The sequence below is a fragment of the Stenotrophomonas maltophilia genome (genome assembly GCF_004920835.1).
Classification (GTDB): Bacteria; Pseudomonadota; Gammaproteobacteria; order Xanthomonadales; family Xanthomonadaceae; genus Stenotrophomonas; species Stenotrophomonas maltophilia_AQ.
In genome coordinates this window covers 1-21,835 of the sequence record NZ_QFHO01000025.1, presented here as the reverse complement: position 1 = coordinate 21,835, position 21,835 = coordinate 1, and the positions used below count along the sequence as shown (strand labels likewise).

The 21,835-nt window shown below is 67.0% G+C and carries 17 protein-coding genes; 8 read left to right on the top strand and 9 right to left on the bottom strand.

All coding sequences use genetic code 11. From position 1 onward, the window contains the following. Positions 1–9: 9 nt before the first annotated feature. The 3 genes from DI041_RS16060 to DI041_RS16050 form a co-directional block, all read right to left on the bottom strand. Positions 10–486 (bottom strand): TadE/TadG family type IV pilus assembly protein, encoded by a 477-nt coding sequence (locus tag DI041_RS16060; protein ID WP_136638082.1) that lies wholly within the window; start codon positions 484–486, stop codon positions 10–12. Further along, positions 483–1,028: an A24 family peptidase gene (locus DI041_RS16055; protein WP_136638081.1), complete on the bottom strand. Its 546-nt coding sequence runs from the start codon at positions 1,026–1,028 to the stop codon at positions 483–485. Before DI041_RS16055 ends, DI041_RS16060 begins: the two co-directional genes overlap by 4 nt. A gap of 67 nt (positions 1,029–1,095) precedes the next feature. Next, positions 1,096–1,290 carry a Flp family type IVb pilin gene (locus DI041_RS16050; protein ID WP_136638080.1) on the bottom strand — a complete coding sequence of 65 codons (195 nt, stop codon included), beginning with the start codon at positions 1,288–1,290 and terminating at the stop codon, positions 1,096–1,098. A 694-nt stretch (positions 1,291–1,984) separates the two neighbouring features. On the opposite strand from DI041_RS16050, the gene DI041_RS16045 reads away from it, so the two are divergent. The 4 genes from DI041_RS16045 to DI041_RS16030 all read left to right on the top strand — a co-directional run bounded on the left by DI041_RS16045 (position 1,985) and on the right by DI041_RS16030 (position 9,852). Then, complete coding sequence (locus DI041_RS16045) at positions 1,985–2,965, top strand: AraC family transcriptional regulator (RefSeq protein ID WP_136638079.1); 981 nt, start codon at positions 1,985–1,987, stop codon at positions 2,963–2,965. Positions 2,966–3,200: 235 nt separating this feature from the next. Continuing rightward, positions 3,201–8,543 (top strand): ESPR-type extended signal peptide-containing protein, encoded by a 5,343-nt coding sequence (locus DI041_RS16040; RefSeq protein WP_136638078.1) that lies wholly within the window; start codon positions 3,201–3,203, stop codon positions 8,541–8,543. 61 nt (positions 8,544–8,604) lie between these two features. Next, complete coding sequence (locus DI041_RS16035) at positions 8,605–9,441, top strand: OmpA family protein (protein WP_136638077.1); 837 nt, start codon at positions 8,605–8,607, stop codon at positions 9,439–9,441. A gap of 147 nt (positions 9,442–9,588) precedes the next feature. Next, the gene (locus tag DI041_RS16030) at positions 9,589–9,852 is read left to right on the top strand and encodes a DUF6959 family protein (RefSeq protein ID WP_248298412.1); all 264 of its coding nucleotides are present in this window, start codon (positions 9,589–9,591) and stop codon (positions 9,850–9,852) included. Positions 9,853–9,933: 81 nt separating this feature from the next. Here the strand turns inward: DI041_RS16030 and DI041_RS16025 are convergent, their stop codons facing one another. Continuing rightward, entirely contained in the window at positions 9,934–10,761 is an 828-nt protein-coding gene (locus DI041_RS16025; RefSeq protein ID WP_136638075.1) for a class I SAM-dependent methyltransferase, read from the bottom strand. Positions 10,762–10,824: 63 nt separating this feature from the next. Here DI041_RS16025 and DI041_RS16020 point away from each other — a divergent pair, with 63 nt between their 5' ends. Then, complete coding sequence (locus DI041_RS16020; RefSeq protein ID WP_046986985.1) at positions 10,825–11,232, top strand: MerR family transcriptional regulator; 408 nt, start codon at positions 10,825–10,827, stop codon at positions 11,230–11,232. A 15-nt stretch (positions 11,233–11,247) separates the two neighbouring features. Here DI041_RS16020 and DI041_RS16015 read toward each other — a convergent pair whose 3' ends face one another. The 3 genes from DI041_RS16015 to DI041_RS16005 all read right to left on the bottom strand — a co-directional run bounded on the left by DI041_RS16015 (position 11,248) and on the right by DI041_RS16005 (position 15,983). Beyond that, positions 11,248–11,964, bottom strand: coding sequence for an MgtC/SapB family protein (locus DI041_RS16015; protein WP_046986984.1), 717 nt, complete (start codon positions 11,962–11,964; stop codon positions 11,248–11,250). A gap of 102 nt (positions 11,965–12,066) precedes the next feature. Further along, on the bottom strand, positions 12,067–13,839 hold the full coding sequence (locus DI041_RS16010) for a chloride channel protein (protein WP_046986989.1): 1,773 nt from the start codon (positions 13,837–13,839) through the stop codon (positions 12,067–12,069). A 62-nt stretch (positions 13,840–13,901) separates the two neighbouring features. Further along, complete coding sequence (locus DI041_RS16005) at positions 13,902–15,983, bottom strand: TonB-dependent receptor family protein (RefSeq protein ID WP_136638073.1); 2,082 nt, start codon at positions 15,981–15,983, stop codon at positions 13,902–13,904. A 131-nt stretch (positions 15,984–16,114) separates the two neighbouring features. On the opposite strand from DI041_RS16005, the gene DI041_RS16000 reads away from it, so the two are divergent. Further along, the gene (locus DI041_RS16000) at positions 16,115–17,035 is read left to right on the top strand and encodes a M14 family metallopeptidase (protein WP_136638072.1); all 921 of its coding nucleotides are present in this window, start codon (positions 16,115–16,117) and stop codon (positions 17,033–17,035) included. A 68-nt stretch (positions 17,036–17,103) separates the two neighbouring features. On the opposite strand, the gene DI041_RS15995 is transcribed toward DI041_RS16000, so the two are convergent. Then, on the bottom strand, positions 17,104–17,955 hold the full coding sequence (locus DI041_RS15995) for a LysR family transcriptional regulator (RefSeq protein ID WP_136638071.1): 852 nt from the start codon (positions 17,953–17,955) through the stop codon (positions 17,104–17,106). A 160-nt stretch (positions 17,956–18,115) separates the two neighbouring features. On the opposite strand from DI041_RS15995, the gene DI041_RS15990 reads away from it, so the two are divergent. Both DI041_RS15990 and DI041_RS15985 read left to right on the top strand, forming a co-directional pair. Then, the gene (locus DI041_RS15990) at positions 18,116–18,469 is read left to right on the top strand and encodes an SMR family transporter (RefSeq protein ID WP_136638070.1); all 354 of its coding nucleotides are present in this window, start codon (positions 18,116–18,118) and stop codon (positions 18,467–18,469) included. Beyond that, on the top strand, positions 18,469–18,792 hold the full coding sequence (locus DI041_RS15985; protein WP_136638069.1) for a DMT family transporter: 324 nt from the start codon (positions 18,469–18,471) through the stop codon (positions 18,790–18,792). Before DI041_RS15990 ends, DI041_RS15985 begins: the two co-directional genes overlap by 1 nt. A gap of 113 nt (positions 18,793–18,905) precedes the next feature. Here DI041_RS15985 and DI041_RS15980 read toward each other — a convergent pair. Then, on the bottom strand, positions 18,906–21,835 hold a 2,930-nt coding region (locus DI041_RS15980; protein WP_136638068.1), incomplete at its 5' end, for a TonB-dependent receptor.

Genomic DNA, 21,835 nt, shown 5'->3' with positions numbered 1-21,835 from the left:
TACCGATCGTCAGTTACCGCTGCCGAGGTCGAGCTGTGCGACCGCGACGCTGCGGATGGGGGCCTGCATCACCCACTTGTAGAGCGTGGCGGTGCCGGGCAGGAAGGGATGGCTGGCGTAGTCGTAGCTGACGGTCACGGTCATGCACTGGGCCGTGGCCAAGCCCGCGCAGGGCGCCTGCGGCGACACCACCACGGCGTTGCTGCCGCCATTGCTGCAGTCGACGGTCTGCGCCGAGAACTTCAACAGCCATTGCATCGAGTTGCGCGCCGCGACACATGCTGCTGTACGGCGCTCATTGGCATTGCCATAGCGCAACGATGCGCGCGCACCCTCGGCCGAGGCGGTGGCCAGGGTCTGCTGCGCAGCCATGATCATCACGCCAGAAAAGGTGAACATCAGCAGCGGCAACAGTCCAAGCATCAGCATCAACGCGAACTCGATGCTGGCGACGCCACGCTGCCGGCGGGGGCTGCGGGAGTTCATGACACACCTCCGTAGGCGCTGATGAGGATCCAGCCGATGGCGGAAATCGCCAGGTAGGCTGCATAGGGAATGCCGTGGCGTCCCTGCCGGGCGCTCTGCATGTCACGGAGTGCAGGATGTGATTGCCAGTGCGAACTGGCGCGGTCTACCTGGGCCTGCAGCCCGAACGGCAACAATGAACTCAGTCGGCGCGACACCAGGACGATCGCCGCATGGGCACCGGCAGCGAGGCTGGCCGCGATCCAGATCGGCAGCAATGCCTGCCAGCCCAGCATCAGGCCCAGTACCGAGAAGAACTTGACGTCGCCCGCGCCCATCCAGCGCACTGCATGGAACGGCAGCAGCGCTACCAGGCCCAGCGCCGCGCCGGCGACGTGGGAACCCCACGGCAGGCGCGGCGCGTTGAACTGGCCGGCGATGATCAGGACAACCGTGATCGCGCACGCCGACAGCAGCCAGGTGTTGGGCACCCGGCGGGCATACAGGTCGCTGATCGCGATCCGCAGGCACACGCCGATGGCCAACAGTCCCAGCAGTGTCATCGCACACTCCATTGTCCGTCAGTGGACGGTAGGCAGTTGCTGTCCCTGGTCCAACCTGGAGCGCCGCTCAGGTTGCGGGCGTGGAGCCTGATGCCTTGGTAGCAAGATCAGAGAGATTCTTGAACAGCGTCTCGAAGAACCCCTTGATCTCCTTGTTGCCGACCGCGATCAGGATGCCGGCAATCACAGCGGCCAGCAGCCCGTACTCGAGTGCGGTAACGCCGTCTTCTTCCTTCAGGAACCTGCGGATCGATGCGTTCATGACGTTTGTCTCCCTCTACCTGTCTACAACAGGACACCTGCGTTGGGCGGTGGCCCGGCTCCGCCGGGATCGTCCGTGGACCTCCGCCGATCCTGGCGGAGGAGGCATAGCGGGACGGGCCCACTGTGCTCAAGCAGGGTGATCGTTTCCAGGGAGGGCGCCGACCGCGCGGCTACGACCGCACGGCGCCAGGCCGGTGGTCGAAGTATCGTGCGATGCGTGCATGTTCATGCGTTCCCCCTGGATGCGGCCTCTCTATGAAGGACCGGATCACCTTGATATCGACTTTGCCTGAATGGCGGCCCGCTGCAACCGGAACCTATATGCAAATTCGGCAGAAAACACTCGGACCTTAAACTTTCAGATTGTTTCTGTGACGAATATCCGTTCGCGGGCAAAACGGTTCATCCACGTGCAGATAATGTGATTCCTCGAATCTATCGCATGCGAAAACCGTGCCAAACACGACAACAAACCCTTCACTTGTGTATCGGTTTTCTTCAATCCATTCCGTGGGTTTACCCGCGAAGATTATCGGGCATACTCGCATTCAAGCTATGGAGTTTTTCCGGGTGGGCTGTGCGGCATTGGCCGTTCCTCTCCCGGCAACGGCAGCGGTTCCTGTAACGGTGTGCGCCCTGTCAGGCAGTGGGGGCCGCATCGCATGACGGATCAACGGGGGGACGACACTGTCATGGTCGATGGTGGGGTAGGAGACAGTGACGACAGCGGCCTGCGGTCGATCGACCTGGCGACGCTGAGCGGCGTGCTTCGTGTGTGTGATGTCGAATTGCTTCTGCTCGATGGCAACGGGCCACGGGCGGCCTTCGCTTCGCGCGTGCACGAGGAGGCCCTGTTCTGCAGCATCAGCTGTGGTTTCCATTGCCGTGGGCGCTTCATGCTGCCGCCGGACTGGGCGATGCTGGGGTATATCCACGCCACCGATGAAACGCTGAGCTGGTGCCACGGAGTGCCACTCACGCCGGGAATGGCGTTGACCGTGATGCCCGAGGGTATCAGTGAGTTCACGCTGAGCCCCGGCACCCATATGACCCTGATGCTGGTGCCGGTGGTACGCGTGCAGCGCAAGCTGACCGAGCTGAGCCTGCGCAGCACGCCGCCCGCAGGCCAGGCGCTGTCCTTGTTCAACCTGGCCAGTGATTCAGCGCCGCTGGCGGGGCATTACCAGCAACTGCACCAGCAGTTGGGGCAGGGCATTGCACTGCAGCCGGATGAAACCGAACGCCTTCTGCATGGGCACGTGCAGGCCCTGCTGGGCGCCGGTGCGGCAGACCGCCCGGGATGCAGCCGTGCGCGCCGGACGCACTATCTGATTGCGCAGCGTGCGGAGAACTTCATGCGGCTCAACCTGCGCCGCAATATCTACATGAATGAAATCTGTGATGCGGCCGGCGTCAGCGAGCGCGGCCTGCGCTATGCCTTCGAGGACCTGTTCGGTACCTCGCCCAATCGTTACCTGTCGATGCTGCGCTTGTGCGCGGCCTGCCGCAGCCTGTCGATGGCCGATTCCAGCCGTCGCTCGGTGAAGGCCATCGCGCTCAGCTGCGGCCTGTGGGACCTGTCGCGCTTCGCCGACAATTACCGCAAGGTCTTCGGCGAACTGCCGCGCGATACCTTGATGCGCGCACCGGCGCAGATCGGCCAGCCGGCCTGACCCTGACGGCACAAGGGTTTCCCCGTCGTTTCTGCCGGAATTGCATATCCGCTTGCCGATATGGTTGCCGCTTCTGCATAACCGGCTGCCGATTCCGACCGTGGATTTGCCGGAATGCGCGATTGCCGTGCCGGAATGAAGTGCGCAGCCACCGTTGCAAGCGCTGAAATGTCAGTCACCTGCCTAACGGCAAGTCCACTGACATTCCAGTTGTTCGCCTACGGGGGAAATGCTCATGAACCGCATCTACCGGCGTGTATGGAACCGCCAGCTCAATGCTCTGGTTGTGGCCTCGGAACTGGCCACCGGCGATAGCGGCGGCGGTGCCGCGCGCGATCCGCGCAGTGTCCTGCTGATGCCCTCTGTGCTAGCGCTGGCACTGCTGTGTGCGCTGGCCAGCGGCCACGCAGGAGCATCAGAAACCAATCAATCGCTGCGCGACCTGCAGGCATTGGCCGCGAAGTATGCGCAGCCGATGCCGGTGAAGGTCGATGCCGAAGTGGCATTGGCCGCCGCCTCGCGCCAGGCGCAGAGCAGCCCTGCGATCAGCGCCGATGCACGTGTCGGCCTGCAGCTGAGCACTGCCTCGCTGCCGGTGGTGCGCGATGTGTTGCCGGCCAGCGTGCAGGTGAATCTGGCGGCGAACACCACGCCGAAGCAGGTTGCTGTTCCGGCGCTGGCTGCCGATGTCCGCGCTAATATCGGGCTGGGTCATGCAACCTCCAATGCAGCGAAGGTTGATGCATCGTTGGCGGCACAGGTTGCGCCGTCCGCGCATGCGCCGCTCGGCGTGGCTGCGGATGCGCGGGCGAAAACCAACGTTGGCGTCGCCGGTGCGCAGGTGGCCTCGATCGATACCGGCGCCACGGCGGCGGCCGGCATCAGCAGTACCTCGGCGGGTTCGTTGCCTGGGCTGAAGACCTCGGTCGATGGCAAGGTCGATTCGCAGCTGAAGCTGGCTGGGCACCAGATCAATGGCCAAGGCCAGGTCAAAGCGACAGCAGCGGTCACGCTGCCGGCCAAGGAAGAGCTGCCGGGCGAAACCCATGACCGTGCGATTACTGCAGCCTTTGATACCGGCGTCGCCGGCAACGTGCGCCTGCAGGCGCCGGATGGGCAGGAAGTGGTGGCCGACCGCAATCTGAAGCTGGCCGGCCAGGCAACGGTCGCGGCACAGAACAGTGCGCTGGGTGTGGGTGGCCTGGTGGGCGGCGTGGTCGGCTCCGCGGGTAGTGCGGTGGGCGGCACGCTCAACGGCGCGGTCGGTACAGTCGGTGCAGTCGGTAGTGCCGTGGGTGGCGCACTGAACGGCACCGTTGGCACTGTCGGTGGCGCGGTGGGCGGCACGCTCAACGGCGCGGTCGGCACCGTCGGTGCAGTCGGTGGTGCCGTGGGCGGTGCACTGAACGGCACCGTTGGCACGGTCGGCAGCGCGGTGGGCGGCACGCTCAACGGCGCGGTCGGTACCGTCGGCGCAGTCGGTGGTGCCGTGGGCGGTGCGCTCAACGGCACCGTTGGCACTGTTGGCAGCGCGGTGGGCGGCACGCTCAACGGAGCGGTCGGTACCGTCGGCGCAGTCGGTAGTGCCGTGGGTGGCGCACTGAACGGCACCGTTGGCACTGTTGGCAGCGCGGTGGGTGGCACGCTCAACGGAGCGGTCGGTACCGTCGGCGCAGTCGGTAGTGCCGTGGGTGGCGCACTGAACGGCACGGTTGGCTCCGTTGGTGGAGCAGTCGGCGGTGCGCTCAACGGCACTGTTGGTTCTGTCGGCAGTACGGTGGGCGGCACGCTCAACGGTGCCGTCGGCGCGGTTGGTGGAACCGTCAACGGCGCCGCTGGCGCGGTGGGTGCGGTGGGCGGCGCAGTGGGCGGTACGCTCAACAACACGGTTGGCGCGGTGGGCAGTACCGTTGGCGGTGTGCTCAACGGCGCGACCGGCGGCAGCACCGGTGGCCTCGGCGGCCTGCTGGGCAACACGTTGGGCAACGTCGGCGGTGCCGTGGGCAACCTGCTCAACGGCAACCTCAATGGCACCATCGGCAATCTCGGCAGTGCCGTGGGTGGCCTGGTCGGTGGCACGCTGAGCGGCCTCGGCCTGACCAAGCCCTCGGCGATTCCGCCGGCCAGTCCGAAGGCGCCGGCACCGGCCGACCCGAATGCGGGTTTGATCATCGGCACCGGCGGCCTGGTTGGCAACGTCGGCCAGCTGATCGGCCCGACCACCACCAGCCTGTTCGGTGGCAACGGCTACCTGAGCAACGGCAACCTCAAGCTCAGCAACGCCAACGTGATGCAGACCTACTCGACGGTCAACGTGCTCGGCCTGCCGTTGGTCAACCTGTCGCCGGTCGGCAGCACCCTCAATGGCCTGGGTGGCGCCGTTACCGGCGGCAGCTCGCACCTGACCCTGATTGGTGGCGTCACCTCCGACAGCTACATCTACAACATCAACAACGGCAACCCCGGCGGCCTGCTTGGCCTGCTGCTGCCGAAGGATTCGCCGGCGTGGGCGGCCAAGTGCCTGGATATCGCCCTGGCCGACATCTCGTGCTGGGCAGTCAATGCGGCGCAGGACTACCAGGTGCTGATGGGCGACGGCGCCTTCGCCAACGGCTCGAAGGAGGTGGTGATCGGCGCCAATGCCCGCCACGAGCTGCCGAAGGTCGATGCCAACGTGGCCTTCCCGGGTGCCGGCACCAATGATCCGAGCAACCCGACCGGTGTGCCGACCGCTGACTACGCGGCACGCATGGGTCATTCGGTGATCGTCGGCGACAGTGCGGTGGGCACGGCCAACGGGCAGACCCTGATCGGTGCCGAGGCCACCTCGAACCAGGCGAACTCGGTCGCACTGGGCTACCGCTCGGCCGCGCTGCGCGGCGCCCAGGCCAGCTACAGCGCGTACGGGCTCACCGCTCCGCAGGTTTCGGCCGGTGAAGTGTCGGTGGGCACCGCCGGTGGCGGCGAACGGCAGATCACCAACGTCGCCGCCGGTAGCGTCAACACTGATGCGGTCAACGTGGCGCAGTTGAAGGGCGCGATCAGCCTGATCGATGATGTGGCGGCCGCTGCGGTGACCTACGACCTGGACGGTGCCGGCAATCCGAACTATCGCCGGGTCACGCTCGGTGCCGGCACCGGCACCACCACCATCGGCAACCTGGCCGCTGGTGCGGTCACTGCCGGCAGCCTGGAAGCGGTCAATGGCGGCCAGCTTGCGGCGACCAACGCCGCCATCGCCGGCTTCTTCGGTGGTCGCGCGGCCTTCGATCCGGCCAGTGGTGCCTTCACTGCACCACTGTTCGAGATCAGCACCATCTCCACCGGCGGCGCCATTGCCAAGGGCTTGTATGAGAACGCCACCGATGCATTCGCCGCGGTGGACGGCTCGCTGGTCAACCTCAACACGCAGATCACCGACATCCGCAACGGCGGCACCAAGTACCTGCGGGTGAACTCGACCGGCACCGAAGCCCTGGCCAGCGGCACCGACTCGATCGCCGTCGGCACCAATGCCCGCGCCACCGCCGCCAACAGCATCGCGGTGGGCGCCGGCAGCCTGGCCGACCGTGCCAACTCGGTGTCGATCGGCGCGGCCGGAGCCGAGCGCCAGGTCACCAACCTGGCCGCGGGTACAGCCGCCACCGATGCGGTGAACGTCGGCCAGCTGCAGGCATCGGAGCAGGGAGCCCTGCGCTATGACCTCAACGGCGACGGCAGCGTCAACTATGCCAGCGCCACGCTGGGCCAGGCCGGCACCGCCACCACGCTGCGCAACCTCGGGCCGGGCCAGGTCAGTGCCACCAGCAGCGAGGCCATCAACGGTGCCCAGCTGTTCGCTGCCAACCAGGCCGTGGCTACCCACCTCGGTGGTGGCGCAGCGGTCAACGCCAGCGGCGTGCTGACTGCACCGACCTACTCGATCAACAACGTCGCCGCCAACGGCACCGTGACCAAGGGCAGCTACAACGACGTCGGCACCGCCTTCGACGCGGTCAGCAACTCGCTGGCCAATGTTGCCGACCAGACCGATGAGATCGACAAGCTTGCCGTGAAGTACGACGTCGATGGCAGTGGCAACGTGCTCAACAGCGTGACGCTGACGGGTACCGGCACCGGCACGGTAAAGATCACCAACGTCGCCGCCGGCAGCATCCTGGCCGGCAGCAGTGATGCCATCACCGGCGACCAGCTGTTCAGCACGAACAGCACCGTCGCCAACTACTTCGGTGGCACCACCGCCTACAACGGCACCACCAACGTGTGGACCGCGCCGAAGTTCAGCATCTCCAGCATCGCCACCGACGGGACCTTCACCAGCGGCGACTACAACAATGTCACCGCCGCATTCACCGCAGTGGACGGCTCGCTGAAGGTCCTCAACCAGCGCATCACCAACGGCGGCGGCAGCGCCTACCTGGCGGTGAACTCGACCGCAGCGGCCGCTACGGCAGCAGGTGCGGAAGCGGTGGCAGTCGGCCCGCAGGCCAGTGCAGCGGGCGCCAACAGCGTAGCGGTCGGCAACGGTGCCAGCGCCAGTGCCGGCAACAGTGTCGCCCTGGGTGCCGGCTCGGTGGCCAGCGTCGGTGCACAGAGTGGCTACACCGGTGCCTACGGCCAGACGGGCGCCAGCAACTCGGCCGGTGAAGTGTCGGTCGGCAGCACCGGCAGCGAGCGCAAGATCACCCATGTCGCCGACGGTTCCGATACGTACGACGCAACCAATGTCGGCCAGCTGAAGAACGGCGTGAACTACGCCATCGACGAATCGAAGAAGTACACCGACCAGAAGATCCAGAACATCACCAACGTGGCCGGCAGCTTCCGCGCCAACAACACCAACAACCTGGCCGATCCGTCCGCCAGCGGTGCCAACTCGGCCGCAGGTGGCGCAGGCTCCACCGCTGCCGGTGCCAACTCCACCGCGCTCGGCAATGGTTCGCAGGCACAGGCCGACAACTCGGTGGCACTGGGTGCGGGTTCGGTGGCGAACCGGGCCAACACCGTTTCGGTGGGGGCCAGCGGTGCCGAACGCCAGGTGGTCAACGTGGCCGATGGCTCGCAGGCCACCGATGCGGTCAACGTGCGTCAGCTCCAGGCCTCGCAGCAGGGTACGATCCGCTACGACACCACGGTGAACGGCGCGACCAACTACAACAGCGTCACGCTGGGCAACACCAACAGCGGGCCGACCACGGTGCGCAACGTCGCCGCCGGCACCGCCGGTACCGACGCAGTCAATGTCGACCAGCTGAAGTCGGGCATGGCGCAGACCCTGGACTGGTCGAAGGCCTACACCGACGAGCGCATGGGCGGCTTCGAGCGTGACCTGCGCAAGACCGACAACCGCGCCTCGGCCGGTATCGCCTCGGCGATGGCCACCGCAGCACTGCCGCAGCCCAGTGAGGCGGGTCGCAGCATGGCCTCGGTCGCGGCCGGCAGCTACAACGGCGAATCCGGTGTTGCGGTCGGTATCTCCGGTGTCTCGGAAGGTGGTCGCTGGATCTACAAGTTCAGCGGTTCGACCAACAGCCGTGGCGAGGCCGGTGTGGCCGTCGGTGCCGGCATCCAGTGGTGATCCCCGCCGCCGGGCCGCAACCGCGGCCCGGCATCGCGGAAACGTCCATAGGGGGAATGACATGAAACAGCATCGCATCGCCCGCAGCGGCCAGCTGGCCGCCACGCTGGGCCTGATCCTGGGGATGGGCCTGCTGGCCGCCTGCCGCAGCCATGCGCCGGCCGCCGAGGGTCCTGCCGAAGCCACCGCCGTGCAATTCCCGGAGGCCTCGAAGGCCTCGCTGAAGGAAGGGATCTATCCCGACGTCGCCGACCTGCGCCGTTTCGCACCGGGCATGAGCAAGCGCCAGTTGTACACGTTGCTGGGTACGCCGCACTTCAACGAAGGCATGTGGGGCGTGCGCGAGTGGAACTACCTGTTCAACTTCCGCACTGCGCAGGGCGCGGAGTATTTCACCTGCCAGTTCCAGGTGCGATTCGACAACAAGGGCATCGCCCAGGGCGGCTACTGGAAACCTGAATCATGTGCGGCGGTGCTGGAGCCGCCGCGGCCGCCGGCCCCGCCCGCACCGGCGCCGTTGCCGGAGCAGCCGCTGCGCTTGTCCGCCGACGCGCTGTTCGGTTTCGACAGCGCGATGCTCAGCGCCGAGGGGCAGCAAGCAGTGCAGGGCGTGCTGGCACAGGTGCGCGAAGCCAGCCAGGTGCAGTCGATCCGGGTGACCGGCTACACCGATCGCATTGGCAGTGCCAGCTACAACCAGACGCTGTCGCAGCGACGTGCCGAAGCGGTGCGCATGGCGCTTGTGCAGGGTGGAGTGCCGGCTGCCAGCATCAGTGCCGAAGGACGTGGCGCGGCGGAGCCGGTCGTGCAGTGCGACCAGCGCAATCGTCGCGAGCTGATCGCGTGCCTGGCCCCGAACCGCCGCGTGCAGATCGCGGGTGTGGCACAGCCACGCTGAGAATCCTGCGCCGGGGCAGGGCCCCGGCATCCCGAGTCCCCCCTGACCGCCGGCAGGACGTGGCCACGTCTCCCCCGTTGTCCCCGCCTGCCGGCGGCTCAGGTTTGCATACGGTGCACGATGAACGCCCAATTCCTGCCTCTTTCCATGAAGACGGAAACCACACTCAGTGTGTATGGCCAGCTCGGCAACCATGCCGTGGTGCGCATTCCCGGGCGTCGCCTGCCGGGGTTGATCCTGCAGGCCGATACCGTGGCCGGCTTCCTCGCCCAGCTGCAGGAAGCCCAGGCCTGCCTGCGCAGTGGCCGCGCCCAACGCACCGACGCCGAGCTGGACATGCTCATCGACGTTCTGCAGCAGTGGTATTCCTTGATCGAATCACGCCTGGCCGACGCCGGCGAGGCGCTGTAGAAGGAAAAGGGGACGGAGGGGATTAAGTCGTTTCCGGCACCGCAGGGGCAAGAAGGACTTAATCCCCTCCGTCCCCTATCTCTAGGCGCGGGCGCGGACCAGCCAGAAGGCGGCATCTACGCGTACCCGGTCGCCTTCGATGAAGGGGGCGAACGCGGCCAGCGCCTTGCTTCGAAGTGCGTCGGCGCGGTCTTCCGGCATCGCACGCAGGGCCAGTCCCAGCGGGCCAAGTTGGCCGACATAGGTCGGCAGCTCGTCGCGGGCGATCGAACAGGGCAGGTCGACCGCAACCACTTCGACGTCCTTCCAGCCGGCCGCCTGCAGAAGCCGCTGTACCCGGTCACCATCGGCAAAGGCGAACTGGCCCGGCGAGCCAGGCGCACGGGGTGGCAGCTCGAGTTCATCACCAATGGCGCGTTCGGCCGTGGTCATGAACGGGTTCTCGTCGGCACTGCGCCAGGCGATGAAACGCAGGCCCGCGCCTGGCGTTGCGGCACGATGCAGGTTGGCGAAGGCGGCCTGGCTGTCCTCGAAGAACATCACGCCCAGCCGCGACTGGATCCAGTCGAAGTGCGCGGAGGGCAGCGGATGCCGCTGCGCGTCGGCGACGATGAAGTCCGCGTCCAGTCCCGCCGTTTCTGCGCGCTGCCGGGCCAGAGCCGCCATCGGCGCGGAGATGTCCAGGCCGGTGCTGCGCGCGGCAGGGCGAGCCGCTGCGGCGGCCAGCAGGCTGGCGCCGGTGCCACAGCCGATATCGAGCAGTTGCGTGACGGTTTCCGGAAGTTCGGCCACCAGCAGGTCGGCCATCGGCTGGAACAGGCCATCGAGGATGGCCTGCTGGGCGACCCAGATCTGGCCACCGGGGCCATTCCAGAGCGCATTCTGATCAACGGGGGATGTGCTGGCCATGGCCTTGTCCTGCCGGGAAGTTGCCCATAGGTTGATGCTTGAAGGCGACTTGAGGTCAAGCCCATGCGTGAACTGGATATCGGCGAAGTGGTCAAGCGCAGTGGCGTGCCGGCCTCGACCCTGCGTTACTACGAACAGCTCGGGCTGTTGCAGTCGCTGGGCCGCCGTGGCCTGCGCCGGCAGTACGACGAGCAGGTGCTGGAACGGCTGGCGCTGATCGGTCTCGGTCAGGCGGCCGGGCTGTCACTGCAGCAGATCGGGGTGTCGCTGCCACCTCAGCGTGGATGCATCACGCTGGATCGTGAGGCCCTGCTGGCGCAGGCCGAGGTACTGCAGCAGCAGATCAGCCAGCTGCAGCGGGTGCGTCGGCACCTGCAACGCGCTGCGGCCTGCCCGGAAGCGCAGGATGCACGCCAGTGCGGTTCATTCCGGAAGTTGTTGCGGGCCCAGCAGCGCCTGGCGGGTGGGTGAGTTGCCCGTGCCCGCTCAATCGCGGGTACTGACTTCCCAGGTGGCATGCAGCACGCCCGGTACCTGTTCCATCCGTGCCAGCACCACGTCCAGCTCATCGGCACTCACGGCGGTACTGACCAGCACCGCGATCACATCGGTGGGCGCATCGGCATGCTCGACCACCTGCACATCACCGACCGGATACTGCGCAGCTTCCAGCGCATCGACCAGGCGCTCGCGCACGCGCGGCACGGCTTCTGCATCCACGCTCAGGCGCACCTCATAGGTGGCCTCGGTGGCGGTCTCGTTGATCGGGATGCGGTTGATCGCATTGACCAGCGGCCGCAACAGGGTATTGCCGGCGATGATCAGCACGGTCAGCAGGACGCCCTCGGCCAACATGTCCGCACCGGTGCAGCTGCCGACCGCCGCCGAGCACCACAACGTGGCAGCGGTGTTCAGCCCGCGCACGTTCATGCCTTCCTTCATGATCACGCCGGCACCGAGGAAGCCGACCCCGGAGACCACGTAGGAGATCACCCGCACCGCCTCGGCACTGCCGGCGATGCGCATGCCCAGGTCGACGAAGGCAGCCGCGCCGACAGCTACCAGCACGTTGGTACGCAGGCCGGCCGTGCGTTGCCGGTACTGGCGCTCGGCGCCGATCAGCGTGCCGAGCACGAAGGCGGCCAGCAGGCTGACCACGGTGTCGGCGAAGGGACCGGCCTGGAAGGTTTCAATGAAGCGCATGGCCGCAGTCTACCCCGCCGAAGTGACAGTCTTTCCACGCCAACGCGTGGATATCCAGATGTGCCAGAAACGACTTGATCCCCTCCGTCCCTTTTTTGAAGATCAGTCGGTGTCCTCGACCCGCTCGCCCATCAGTTCGCGCTGGCGCTTGTCCAGTTCCTCGGCGTAGCGCTTGCGCACGAAGGCTTCGGAAACCACGCCCAGCACCTGGCCGTCGGCGCCGACCACGGCCAGCTCGTCGGCCTGGGTCTGGTCGAAGCGCTGCATCACGCTGACCACGTCTGCGGTCGGTGACAGTGACACGTCACGGTTCTCGGCCAGCTCGACGATTATGGTTTCCGGCTTCACGCCGTCGCCGTACACGCGCGGAATCTGCACGATGCCGGCGTAGTGGCCTTCGCTGTCGATCAGGATCACCCGGCTGCCCGAGCCCAGCGGGAAGCGCTGGCGGAAGGCGGCGGCGTCGAGGTCGGCTGGCGCGGTGGCCACGCCCTTGCGCATCAGCCGGCCGGCGTTGAGGTTCTGCACCCAGCCCACGTCGCGCGCGCTTTTGATGGTCTCGCCGCGCAGGTGCATGCGCCAGGTCGAGAACGAATATCCGAACCACTGCCGCACCAGCGTGCTGGAGACCAGCACCGCGCTCATCACCACGCTGGTCAGCAGGAAGTCGTGGGTGCCTTCCAGCACCAGCATGGCCATGGTCATCGGTGCGCCGACCACCGCAGCGGCCAGTGCGGCCATGCCGGCCAGCGCGGCCGAGGTGGCGTCGATCACCGGCACGCCGGTGGCCATGGCGAGCAGGCCGGCGAACAGGGCGCCGACCAGGGTGCCCATGAACAGCGAGGCGAAGAACAGGCCGCCGCGGAAGCCGAACCCGAGCGAGATGCCCGAGGCAAGGCACTTCAGCGTCAGCAGGCCGCCGATCCAGATCAGTGGCAGGTGCGTGGTCAGGTCCAGATGCAGCGCGCCATGGCCGGACGACAGCACCTGTGGGCTGGCCAGCGCCAGCGGGATCAGCAGCAGGCCACCGACCACCGGCCGGCCCCACAGCGGCAACGGACTGCGCTTGACCGTGCCTTCGATCGAAGCGATCAGCCGCATCACCGCGATGCCGACCATGGCGCAGCAGCAGCCGAGCAGGCCGTAGATGGCGTAGTCGGCGGCGCGGACATCAATCGTCGAGGCGGCAGGCAGCAGGTAGGCCTCGATGCCGGCCTGGTCGGCGACGAATGCGCCAGCCAATGCAGCGACCGCCACTGGGGCCAGCGCGGCCGGGGTGTAGGCGCCGATGACGATCTCGAAGGCATAGAACGCGCCGGCCAGCGGCGCACCAAAGGCGGCGGCGATGGCACCGGCGGCACCGGCCCCGACCAGGATGCGCACGTCGTTGCGGCGCAGGCGCATCACCCGGCCCAGCTGCGAGCCGCTGCCAGCGCCCATCTGCGTGTACGACGCTTCCAGTCCGACCGAGGCACCACAGCCGTTGGACAGCAGAGTCTGCGTCAGCACGATCAGGTTGTCGCGCATCGACATGCGGCCGCCATGCAGGGCGTTGGCTTCCACCGCATCAAGCAGGGGCCGCTTGAGCCGGGTCGCGGCCAGGCTGACCAGCCCCACCAGCAGGCCACCCAGCGGCAGTACCAGCAGCGCAGTCCAGGTCAGCGAGGGCAGGGAGCTCAGGCGCATGCCTTCGTCCAGCCCGTACAGGGTGCCCTGCAGCCAGCGCGCGATGCCGGACTGCAGCAGGGTCAGGTAGCCGGCGATCAGGCCGACCAGCAGGGCCAGCGCGATGAACCACAGGTCGCTGCCGCGCAGCCGCAGGCGCAGGCCCTGGAAGGCCAGATGCAGGCGCGATGGCAAAGCAGACGGTGACATGGTGGCGGCATGATACGCCGCCACCGTGATCGCCACCGTCACTGCATCGGGCGGTTACCGGCTCAGAAGCGGTAGCGGCCCTGCACGTAGAACGTGCGCGGCGCGGCCACCATGCGACCGGCGTTGCCATCGACGTTGCGGGTATACCAGCGCTTGTCGGCCAGGTTGTTCACGCCCAGCGCGATCTCGCTGTCACCCAGTCCCGGCACCTGCCAGGCCACCTGCGCGTTCCACAGGCGCACGCCCGGCACGCGGCCCACGCGCGCATCGGCGCTCTCGGCCCAGGTGTTGGCGGCGTCGGAGAACTGGCCGCTCTGGTGGGTGCTGGAGACATTGAAGGTCCAGCCGGCCAGCGCGTAACGGGCGCCGACGCTGTCGGTGTCGCGCGAGTAGAACGGCACGTCCAGGCCGCGGTTGTCACCGGACTGCTGGATCGCCTTGGTCCAGGTGTAGTTGGCATACAGCTCCAGCCCGGCCAGAGCGCTGTCCTCGGCGAAGCGGTACTCCAGCGCGCTCTCCACGCCCTTGTGGTCGGTGGCGCCGATGTTCTGGAACGTCGGCGGGGTGATCCCTGGTACCTGCAGGATCTGGTTGTCGAAGCGCATCTTGAACACGGTCACTTCCGCGCGCAGCGCACCGTCCTGCCAGCGCGCACCGAGTTCGGTGGTCCTGGCGATTTCCGGGTTCAGCGGGTTGCTGGCGGTCTGCGAATTGAGCTGGATGTTCTGCACCGGCCCGAACGAGGTGGTGTAGTTTCCGAACACGGTCAGCTGCGGGGTCAGCAGGTAGGCGATGTTGAGCGAAGGCAGGGCCTTGTCGTTGCGGCTGCTGAAGGTCGCCGCACCCCCGGCCTGGCGGCGGTCCATGTCGATCCACTCCATGCGCACGCCCGGGGTGATCCGCCACTGGCCGATCGCGATGCGGTCGTCGATGTAGAAGGCATGTGCGTCGGTGGCGTTGTCGAAACGGTTGGTGGCGCTGGCCACGCCGGTACGGCGGGTGACGGTGTAGCTGCGGTCGTTGCCGCGCTCACGCAGGAAGCGGTAGCCGGCGGTGATGTCGTGCACGCTGGCGCCCCAGTGCAGGCGCTGGGTATAGCGCGGCTCGATGCCGAGCACACGGTAATCGCGCGGCTGCACGGTCAGCTGGGTATTGGCGGCGTTGATCAGCGAGCTGGCGCGGGTGCTTTCGTTGTAATAGGCCAACACCTCGAACTCGCTGTTGGCCGACAGCGTGTTGGTGTAGCCCAGGTCGATGCCGGTGCGGTGGCCTTTCCAGAAATCGGTGGGGCGCGTGTTCTGGAACGGATCGGCTTCGTACTGCGCGCGGGTCAGGCCGCCCGGGGTGAGCGAGCGAACATCGTAGTAGGAGAGCTTGGCGCGCAGTTCCTGCTGTTCGTCGATGGCATAGGCGAACTTCAGCGCCAGGTCGTTGAAGCGGTCATCGCTGCCCCGGCGCCAGCCACGGCCGTCCTGGCCGGAGTACAGCAGGGCCGCGCCCAAGCCGTTGTCGCCGGTGCCGCCGAGGAAGGCGTTGTATTGGGTGCTGTCGCCGCCGCCGTGGTCGTAGGCGGTGTAGCGCATGCCGGCTTCGCCGTGCAGGCCGGCCTCGGTGGGAATGGCGCGGGTGCTGAAGTTGATGATGCCGCCCACGTTCTGCGGGCCATAGCGCACCGCGCCGCCACCGCGCACCACGTCGATCGATTCGATGTTGGACAGGCTGGTCGGTGCGAACGACAGCTGTGGCTGGCCATACGGCGCCACCGCCAGCGGCACGCCATCGAGCAGTACGGTCGAGCGCGGCGAGTAGCGGCCGGTCAGGCCACGCACGCCGATGTTCAGCGACACCGAGCTGCCGGCAGTGCCGGAGTTGTCGGTGACCTGCACGCCCGGGATGCGGCGCATGGCATCGCCGATGCTGGCCGCGCCACTGGCCTCGATGCGCTGGCGGTCGACCACCGTGCGTGCGCCGGCAAAGCTCTTGACGCTGTCATGCAGGCCGGTGCCCAGCCAGCTGCCGGAGACCTGGATGCTGTCCAGCGTGGTGGCGCCGTCCTGGGCGAAGGCGTGGGTGGCCGGGAGCAGGCACAGGGCGAGGGCTGCGGCCAGGGGCAGGCGGGCCGGTTGCAGGGCGTGGATGGGCATCGGTGCGGGCTGTGGAAGGTCGTAAATGAGAATTATTGCTGATTCCATTCGCTATTGGAATGCGTCTGCAGTTCATGCCGAGGCCCCGGTGATAGAGTGTCTGATTGCTTCCTGACTCGCTGAGATCCGCCATGTCCCAAGCCGCTTTCTATCCCGTCGGAACCCCTGGCCAGCCGTGGGGAGCGGCGGAACGGGAGCTGTGGCGTGGCCGCCAGCAGCGCCTGCGTCGCTATGACGAGGAGGTGCTGCCGCGCATCGAGGCGCTGGCCTCGCGCTTTGACAAGGTGGCCTATGGCCAGCTCGACTACGCTGGCGAGACCTACACCCTGTTCGCCCTGCGCAGCCGCGACTGGAACCCGGCGCTGCCGGCTGCCCTGGTCACCGGTGGCGTGCACGGCTACGAGACCAGCGGCGTGATGGGCGCGCTGGAATTCCTCGAAAAGCACGCCGCCGACTACGCCGGCAAGGCCAACCTGCTGGTGGCGCCGTGCGTGAATCCGTGGGGCTTCGAGCGCATCAACCGCTGGAACTTCGATGCGATCGATCCGAACCGCAACTTCCGTGTCGACGGCCCGGCCCGCGAGTCGACCGCGTTGATCGAGCTGATCGCACCGATCAAGGGTCAGTTCGTGCTGCACATCGACCTGCACGAGACCACCGACAGCGACGAAAGCGAGTTCCGCCCGGCGCTGGCCGCGCGTGACGGCAAGCCGTTCGAGCCGGGCTTGATTCCCGATGGCTTCTACCTGGTGGACGACAGCGAGAACCCGCAGGCGGCCTTCCAGCAGGCGGTGATCGCTGCGGTGGAGAAGGTCACCCACATCGCGCCGGCCGACGACAAGGGCGAGATCATCGGTTCAGCGGTGGTGGCGCACGGCGTGATCGAGTACCCGCTGGTGAAGCTGGCGTTGTGTGCAGGCATCACTGGCGCGAAGTACACCACCACCACCGAGGTCTACCCGGACAGCCCGCGGGCGACCCCGCAGCAGTGCAATGACGCGCAGGTGGCAGCGGTGTGCTCGGCGCTGGATTACGCGCTCGCCCATCGTTGATCGCTAGTGCCGGCCGCTGGCGAGCAACCACGGGACACTGGGATTGCCGGCCAGCGGCCGGCACTACCTCACCCCAATGCGTCGGCCCACCATAGTGCGGCCGGTCCCGGCGGCGTATCACGGCGCCACAGCAGGTCGCTGTGGATGCGCCGTGGCCAGCCGGGCAGCACCAGTTCCACCAGCCGGCCACGGTCATAGCGCTGCACCAGCGCCCGCGGCAGCTCGGCCCAGCCGAGGCCGTCCTCGGCCATCTCCATCACCATCAGGTAGTCGGTGGCGGTCCAGGCCAGGCCGGTGACCACGCGGGATTGGTCGACTTCCGCGCTCAGGCGCACCTGTCTATGCCGCGCCAGTTGTGCGGCGGTGCGACGGCCGGCGCTGGCCAGTGGGTGCTCGCGCGCTACGTACACTGACACCTCGCTGTGGTGCGCCAACGGTCGGGCCACCAGCCCATCGGGATAGCGTTCCTGCCTGGGCAGCAGGCCCAGCCCGGCGCGACCACTGCCGACCAGATCCAGCACATCCTCGCCCTCGGCATCCAGCCATTCCAGCTCGATCTCCGGGAAGGCTTCGGCGAAGCGCTGCAGGATCCGCTGCTCGGGATCGAGCTGGTAGACATCGGAGAACACCACGGTCAGGCGCGGCTCGACCGGCGCGGCCAGGCGCACGCTCAACTGTTGCAGGCGGGCATCGGCAGCCAGGATTTCCTGCGCGTGCCCAAGTACCTGGCGCCCGGCCTCGGTCAGCTGCGGGTAGCGCCCGCTGCGATCGAACAGGCTCACGCCCAGATCGGCCTCCAGGTGGGCGATGGCGGTGCTGACCGTTGACTGGGTCTTGCGCAGGCGTCGCGCCGCTGCCGAGAACGAGCCCAGGGCTGCGGCTTCCACGAAAGCCTGCAGGGATTCAGGGGAGTAGGGCATTGATCCATCGCTCCTGTCGATGGGATCTATTTTGATACCACCGTAAAAAGCGATGATACTGGCTTCCATCGCCCCCGTCTGCGGGGCGTTCCGGACCCTCCACGCACGGCGTGGATCTATTGAAAAGGCGGCGCGGTCCCCGCCCGCCAAGGAGTTTCACATGTCCCGTACTGTTCCCGCCCGTGGCGCGCTGGTCGCCTGGGCCTGCCTGACCGTGGCGATCATCGCCGAAGTGGTCGGCACCTCGTTCATGGCCCATGCCGCCCGCGATGGCGGCTGGACCGGTTATCTGATCATGGCCGGCGCGCTGGCGCTGTCCTACTTCTTCCTCGCGCAATCGGTGCGCCGCATCGCCGTGGGCGTGGCCTACGCAGTGTGGGAAGGCCTCGGCCTGACCCTGCTGACCGTGGTCGGCCTCACCGTCTTCGGTGAAAGCCTGTCGCTGCAGCAGCTGGCCGGCCTGGTGCTGGCAGTGGTCGGCATCGTCTGCGTCACCCTCGGGGAGGCGCACTGATGAACACCCTGGCCCTGTTTTTCGTGATCTGTTCTGCGCTGATCGACGTCGCCGCCAACATGATGGTCGCCAAGTCGGAAGGTTTCCGTCGTTGGCGCTGGGGCGTCGGTGCGATCGTCCTCGTCTGGATCGCCTTCGCCCTGCTCGGCCAGGCGGTGCGCTACATGGACCTGGCCACCGCCTATGCAATGTGGGGAGCGATCGGCGTGATCGGTACCGCCACCTGCGGCCGCCTGTTGTTCGGCAACCGCCTGCGTCCAATCGGTTGGGTCGGCATCGCATTGGTCACCGTCGCGGTGCTGCTGCTGAGTACCGCGAAGTAACGCGAAGTAACGCGTCGCTGTGCCAACCCAGGTTGGTACCTGCCAGAACGTGAGCCGCCGCAAGCAAGCGCCCCGGGGAGGATAGCTCCGGGGCGTTGCTGTTTCTGTAGCAGTTAAAAACGTGCGGTGAAGTTCAGCCGCGTGGTGCGGCCCGGGCCCGGCATCAGGCTCATCGCCAGCGTGTCCATGTAGTAGGTGTTACGCAGGTTGCTGACCACCAGCTCCACTTCGCTGCGCGGGGTGAACTGCCAGCGCGCATAGAAGTCATAGATCGCGGTCGGCAGGTAGATGTTCTGCAGGCCGGTCGAACCGGTGGTGTTCCAGGGCTTGTCCAGTTCATGGGTGGGGCCGCTGTTGTAGGTGCGGCGGATGCCGGTATCCAGGCGGCGGTCGAACAGGCGGAAGCCCAGCGTGCTGTGGATCGAGTATTTCGGCGGATTCTGCGCGTTGACGAACGAGGTGCCGAAGCCGCCGTCCACGCAGTCCGGGGTGGCGTCCAGCTTGCTCCACTTCGCATACGGACCTTCGCGCAGGCGCTTGGCGGTAGCCGCATCGCAGGTGCGCGCGCGCTGGTAGTAGCTGGCCGACAGGTCCAGGTAGGCGATGCCGGCGTCATAGCCGGACTGCAGCTCGTAACCGGACACTGTGTAGTTGTCGACGTTGTCGACGTAGAAGGCCCAGTCGCTGGAATCGAAGCGGCGGGTGATGGCGTTGTCGATATCGTTCTTGAACCACGCCACCTTGAACGCCAGGCGGTCACCGTCGCGCCACAGGTCCTGCTTGAGCAGGCTGAAGCCGATGTCCCACGAGCGGTTCTTCTCCGGCTTCAGGTCGGCCACCGGTGCCGAGGTGCTGTTGCCCAGCGTCGACTCGAACAGGCTGGGCATCTTCCAGCCCTGCGCGTACTTCACGTAGAAGAACATGTCCTGGTCGAGGTTGAAGCGCGCCTCTGCATACGGCGCGAAGCCGTGGCCGGAACGGCGGATCGCCGGCTTGTAGCCCCAGGCGGTGGGAATCTGCTTGGTATAGAAACCGTTGGCGCCGCGCGGATCAGGAATGAATCCGTCGAAATCGTAGGCCTGGCCCAGCGTGCTGTCGCCATAGGGCGTGGCGCGCAGCGAGTCATAGGTGTAGTTGCCCTGGGCATCCGGGTACCACTCCTTGTACCAGCCCGGCAGCAGCTGGCCGCCCTTGCTCAGGCGCGCGAAGGTGTAGCGCAGGTCACGCGATTCGCTGACGAAGGCGACGCGGTTGCGGTCGCGGGTGCGGTAGTCGGTGAAGCGGCCGCCGGCAGTCAGCGACAGCCAGTCCCACGGCTGCCACTGCAGCGAGGCGACGACGCTGGCTTCGCGGCGCGTGCCCGACCGCAGGTAGCGGTTGTTGTTGAAATCCACCGGCAGCACCGGCGAATTCGGCGCGGTGTCTTCATGCTGGAAGGCGGCGCCATAGCGCAGCGTCCAATCGCCCAGGCTGTTGCTGAAGCGAGTGGTGTTGCTGCTGTCCACGCCCCAACGCTGGGTCTTCACGTCCGACTGCAGGCCCGGGCCGTAGGTCTCGCCCAGCGTGTCGGGCATCTGGTCCGAGGGCACATCCTTGAACAGCGGCGTGTTGGCGATGTTGCTGTTGAACATGCGGCTGGTGGCGGTGGTGAGCCACAGCGTGCTGCTCAGGTCCAGCCACGGATGTGCCTCGGGCCGGTAGCGGTGGCGCAGCGAGGTGGCATTGACCCGCATTTTCCCCGGCTCGAACTGGAACATGGTGTTGGCCTTGTCCACGTAGGTCACCCATTCGTTGGACTCACCCACGCGTCCGATCGCCGACGGCATGATCTCGCCGAAACTCGAATTGAAGTAGCGGTGGCTCAGCTCCAGGCGCTGGTCGGGGTTGGGTGTCCAGGTGAATTTCAGCAACGCCGATTCGTTGTCGGTATGCGTGTTGAGCACTTCATCGCCCGGATGGAAGAGCTTGGACACCGCCTGGCTGGACATGCCGGTGCCGCCGCTGGACAGGTGCTGGTTGTCATAGCGATGCGCACCGTTGCTGCCGGCGAAGAAGTTGCCTTGGCGGCGCCGCGCATAGGCCACGACCAGCTGCCAGTCTTCGCCGCGCTGGGCGAACGCCGCGCTGCCATTCCAGTCGCGCGGGTCGCGCAGGCTGTTGCGGTTGTCGCTGCCACGCGCGATCTGCTTGAAGGTGCGGGTGCGGTCGATGCTGTTGTCGGCCACGCCGCCGCGCACGCGCAGGCCCCAGGTCTGGCCATCATCGAGGATGTCATCGACGTTTAATGTTTCCATGTAGACCACCCCGCCGATCGCGCTGGCGGCGTTGGCGGCCAGGCTTGGCCCCTTCTCGATGCTGATCGCGCTGATCAGGTCCGGGTCGAGGTAGCTGCGCTGCTGCACGCCGGCGTAGCCGCGATAAACATCGATGGCCTGCTGGCCGCCGTCGATGATCACCGGCACCCGGTTCTGGCCTTGCAGGCCACGGATGTTGACGTCCAGCGCACCGCCGTTGCGAATGTCAGCGGTGTGCACGCCCACCGCACCGGCAAGCACGTCGCCGATCGACTGGCCGCGGAAGCGTTCCAGCTGCTGGCGGTCCAGATGCACGCGCGAGCCGCTGTCGCGGTAGACCGCATCGGCATCGGCGAGCCCCCACGGCGAAGCGCCTTCGCTGGCCTGGCCGGCCACGCGCAGGGTGCCGATCTGGCGTACGCCGGCTTCAGCGGCAGGCGCCGCCTGCAGCACCACGCCGCTGGCATCACGCTGGAAGGCCAGGCCGGTGCCGGCCAGCATCTGCGCCAATGCGGCGTCCGTGCCGAGCGTGGTCTGCACGCCTTTGCTGTGGCGGCCGCGGGTCAGGCGCGAATCGGCAGCGATGGACAGGCCCGACTGCTGGCCGAATGCGGTCAGGGCCTGGTCGAGCGGGCCAGCCGGGATCTGCCAGCGAATGGCGGCTGCAGTGTCCTGTGCATGGGCGGCGGCCGGCAGCAGGCACGGGGAGGCCAGGGCCAGGCACAGCGCGATGGTCAGGGGGCGAGGGG

Bases quoted from the DNA above. Each gene is read 5' to 3' on its own strand.
- DI041_RS16015 (WP_046986984.1), bottom strand. From the start codon at position 11,964: ATGCGCTTCATTGAAACCTTCCAGGCCGGTCCCTTCGCCGACACCGTG.
- DI041_RS16060 (WP_136638082.1), bottom strand. From the start codon at position 486: ATGAACTCCCGCAGCCCCCGCCGGCAGCGTGGCGTCGCCAGCATCGAG.
- DI041_RS16020 (WP_046986985.1), top strand. From the start codon at position 10,825: ATGCGTGAACTGGATATCGGCGAAGTGGTCAAGCGCAGTGGCGTGCCG.
- DI041_RS16025 (WP_136638075.1), bottom strand. From the start codon at position 10,761: ATGGCCAGCACATCCCCCGTTGATCAGAATGCGCTCTGGAATGGCCCC.
- DI041_RS16005 (WP_136638073.1), bottom strand. From the start codon at position 15,983: ATGCCCATCCACGCCCTGCAACCGGCCCGCCTGCCCCTGGCCGCAGCC.
- DI041_RS16000 (WP_136638072.1), top strand. From the start codon at position 16,115: ATGTCCCAAGCCGCTTTCTATCCCGTCGGAACCCCTGGCCAGCCGTGG.
- DI041_RS15995 (WP_136638071.1), bottom strand. From the start codon at position 17,955: ATGCCCTACTCCCCTGAATCCCTGCAGGCTTTCGTGGAAGCCGCAGCC.
- DI041_RS16050 (WP_136638080.1), bottom strand. From the start codon at position 1,290: ATGAACGCATCGATCCGCAGGTTCCTGAAGGAAGAAGACGGCGTTACC.
- DI041_RS16010 (WP_046986989.1), bottom strand. From the start codon at position 13,839: ATGTCACCGTCTGCTTTGCCATCGCGCCTGCATCTGGCCTTCCAGGGC.
- DI041_RS16040 (WP_136638078.1), top strand. From the start codon at position 3,201: ATGAACCGCATCTACCGGCGTGTATGGAACCGCCAGCTCAATGCTCTG.
- DI041_RS15990 (WP_136638070.1), top strand. From the start codon at position 18,116: ATGTCCCGTACTGTTCCCGCCCGTGGCGCGCTGGTCGCCTGGGCCTGC.
- DI041_RS16045 (WP_136638079.1), top strand. From the start codon at position 1,985: ATGGTCGATGGTGGGGTAGGAGACAGTGACGACAGCGGCCTGCGGTCG.
- DI041_RS16055 (WP_136638081.1), bottom strand. From the start codon at position 1,028: ATGACACTGCTGGGACTGTTGGCCATCGGCGTGTGCCTGCGGATCGCG.
- DI041_RS16030 (WP_248298412.1), top strand. From the start codon at position 9,589: ATGAAGACGGAAACCACACTCAGTGTGTATGGCCAGCTCGGCAACCAT.
- DI041_RS15985 (WP_136638069.1), top strand. From the start codon at position 18,469: ATGAACACCCTGGCCCTGTTTTTCGTGATCTGTTCTGCGCTGATCGAC.
- DI041_RS16035 (WP_136638077.1), top strand. From the start codon at position 8,605: ATGAAACAGCATCGCATCGCCCGCAGCGGCCAGCTGGCCGCCACGCTG.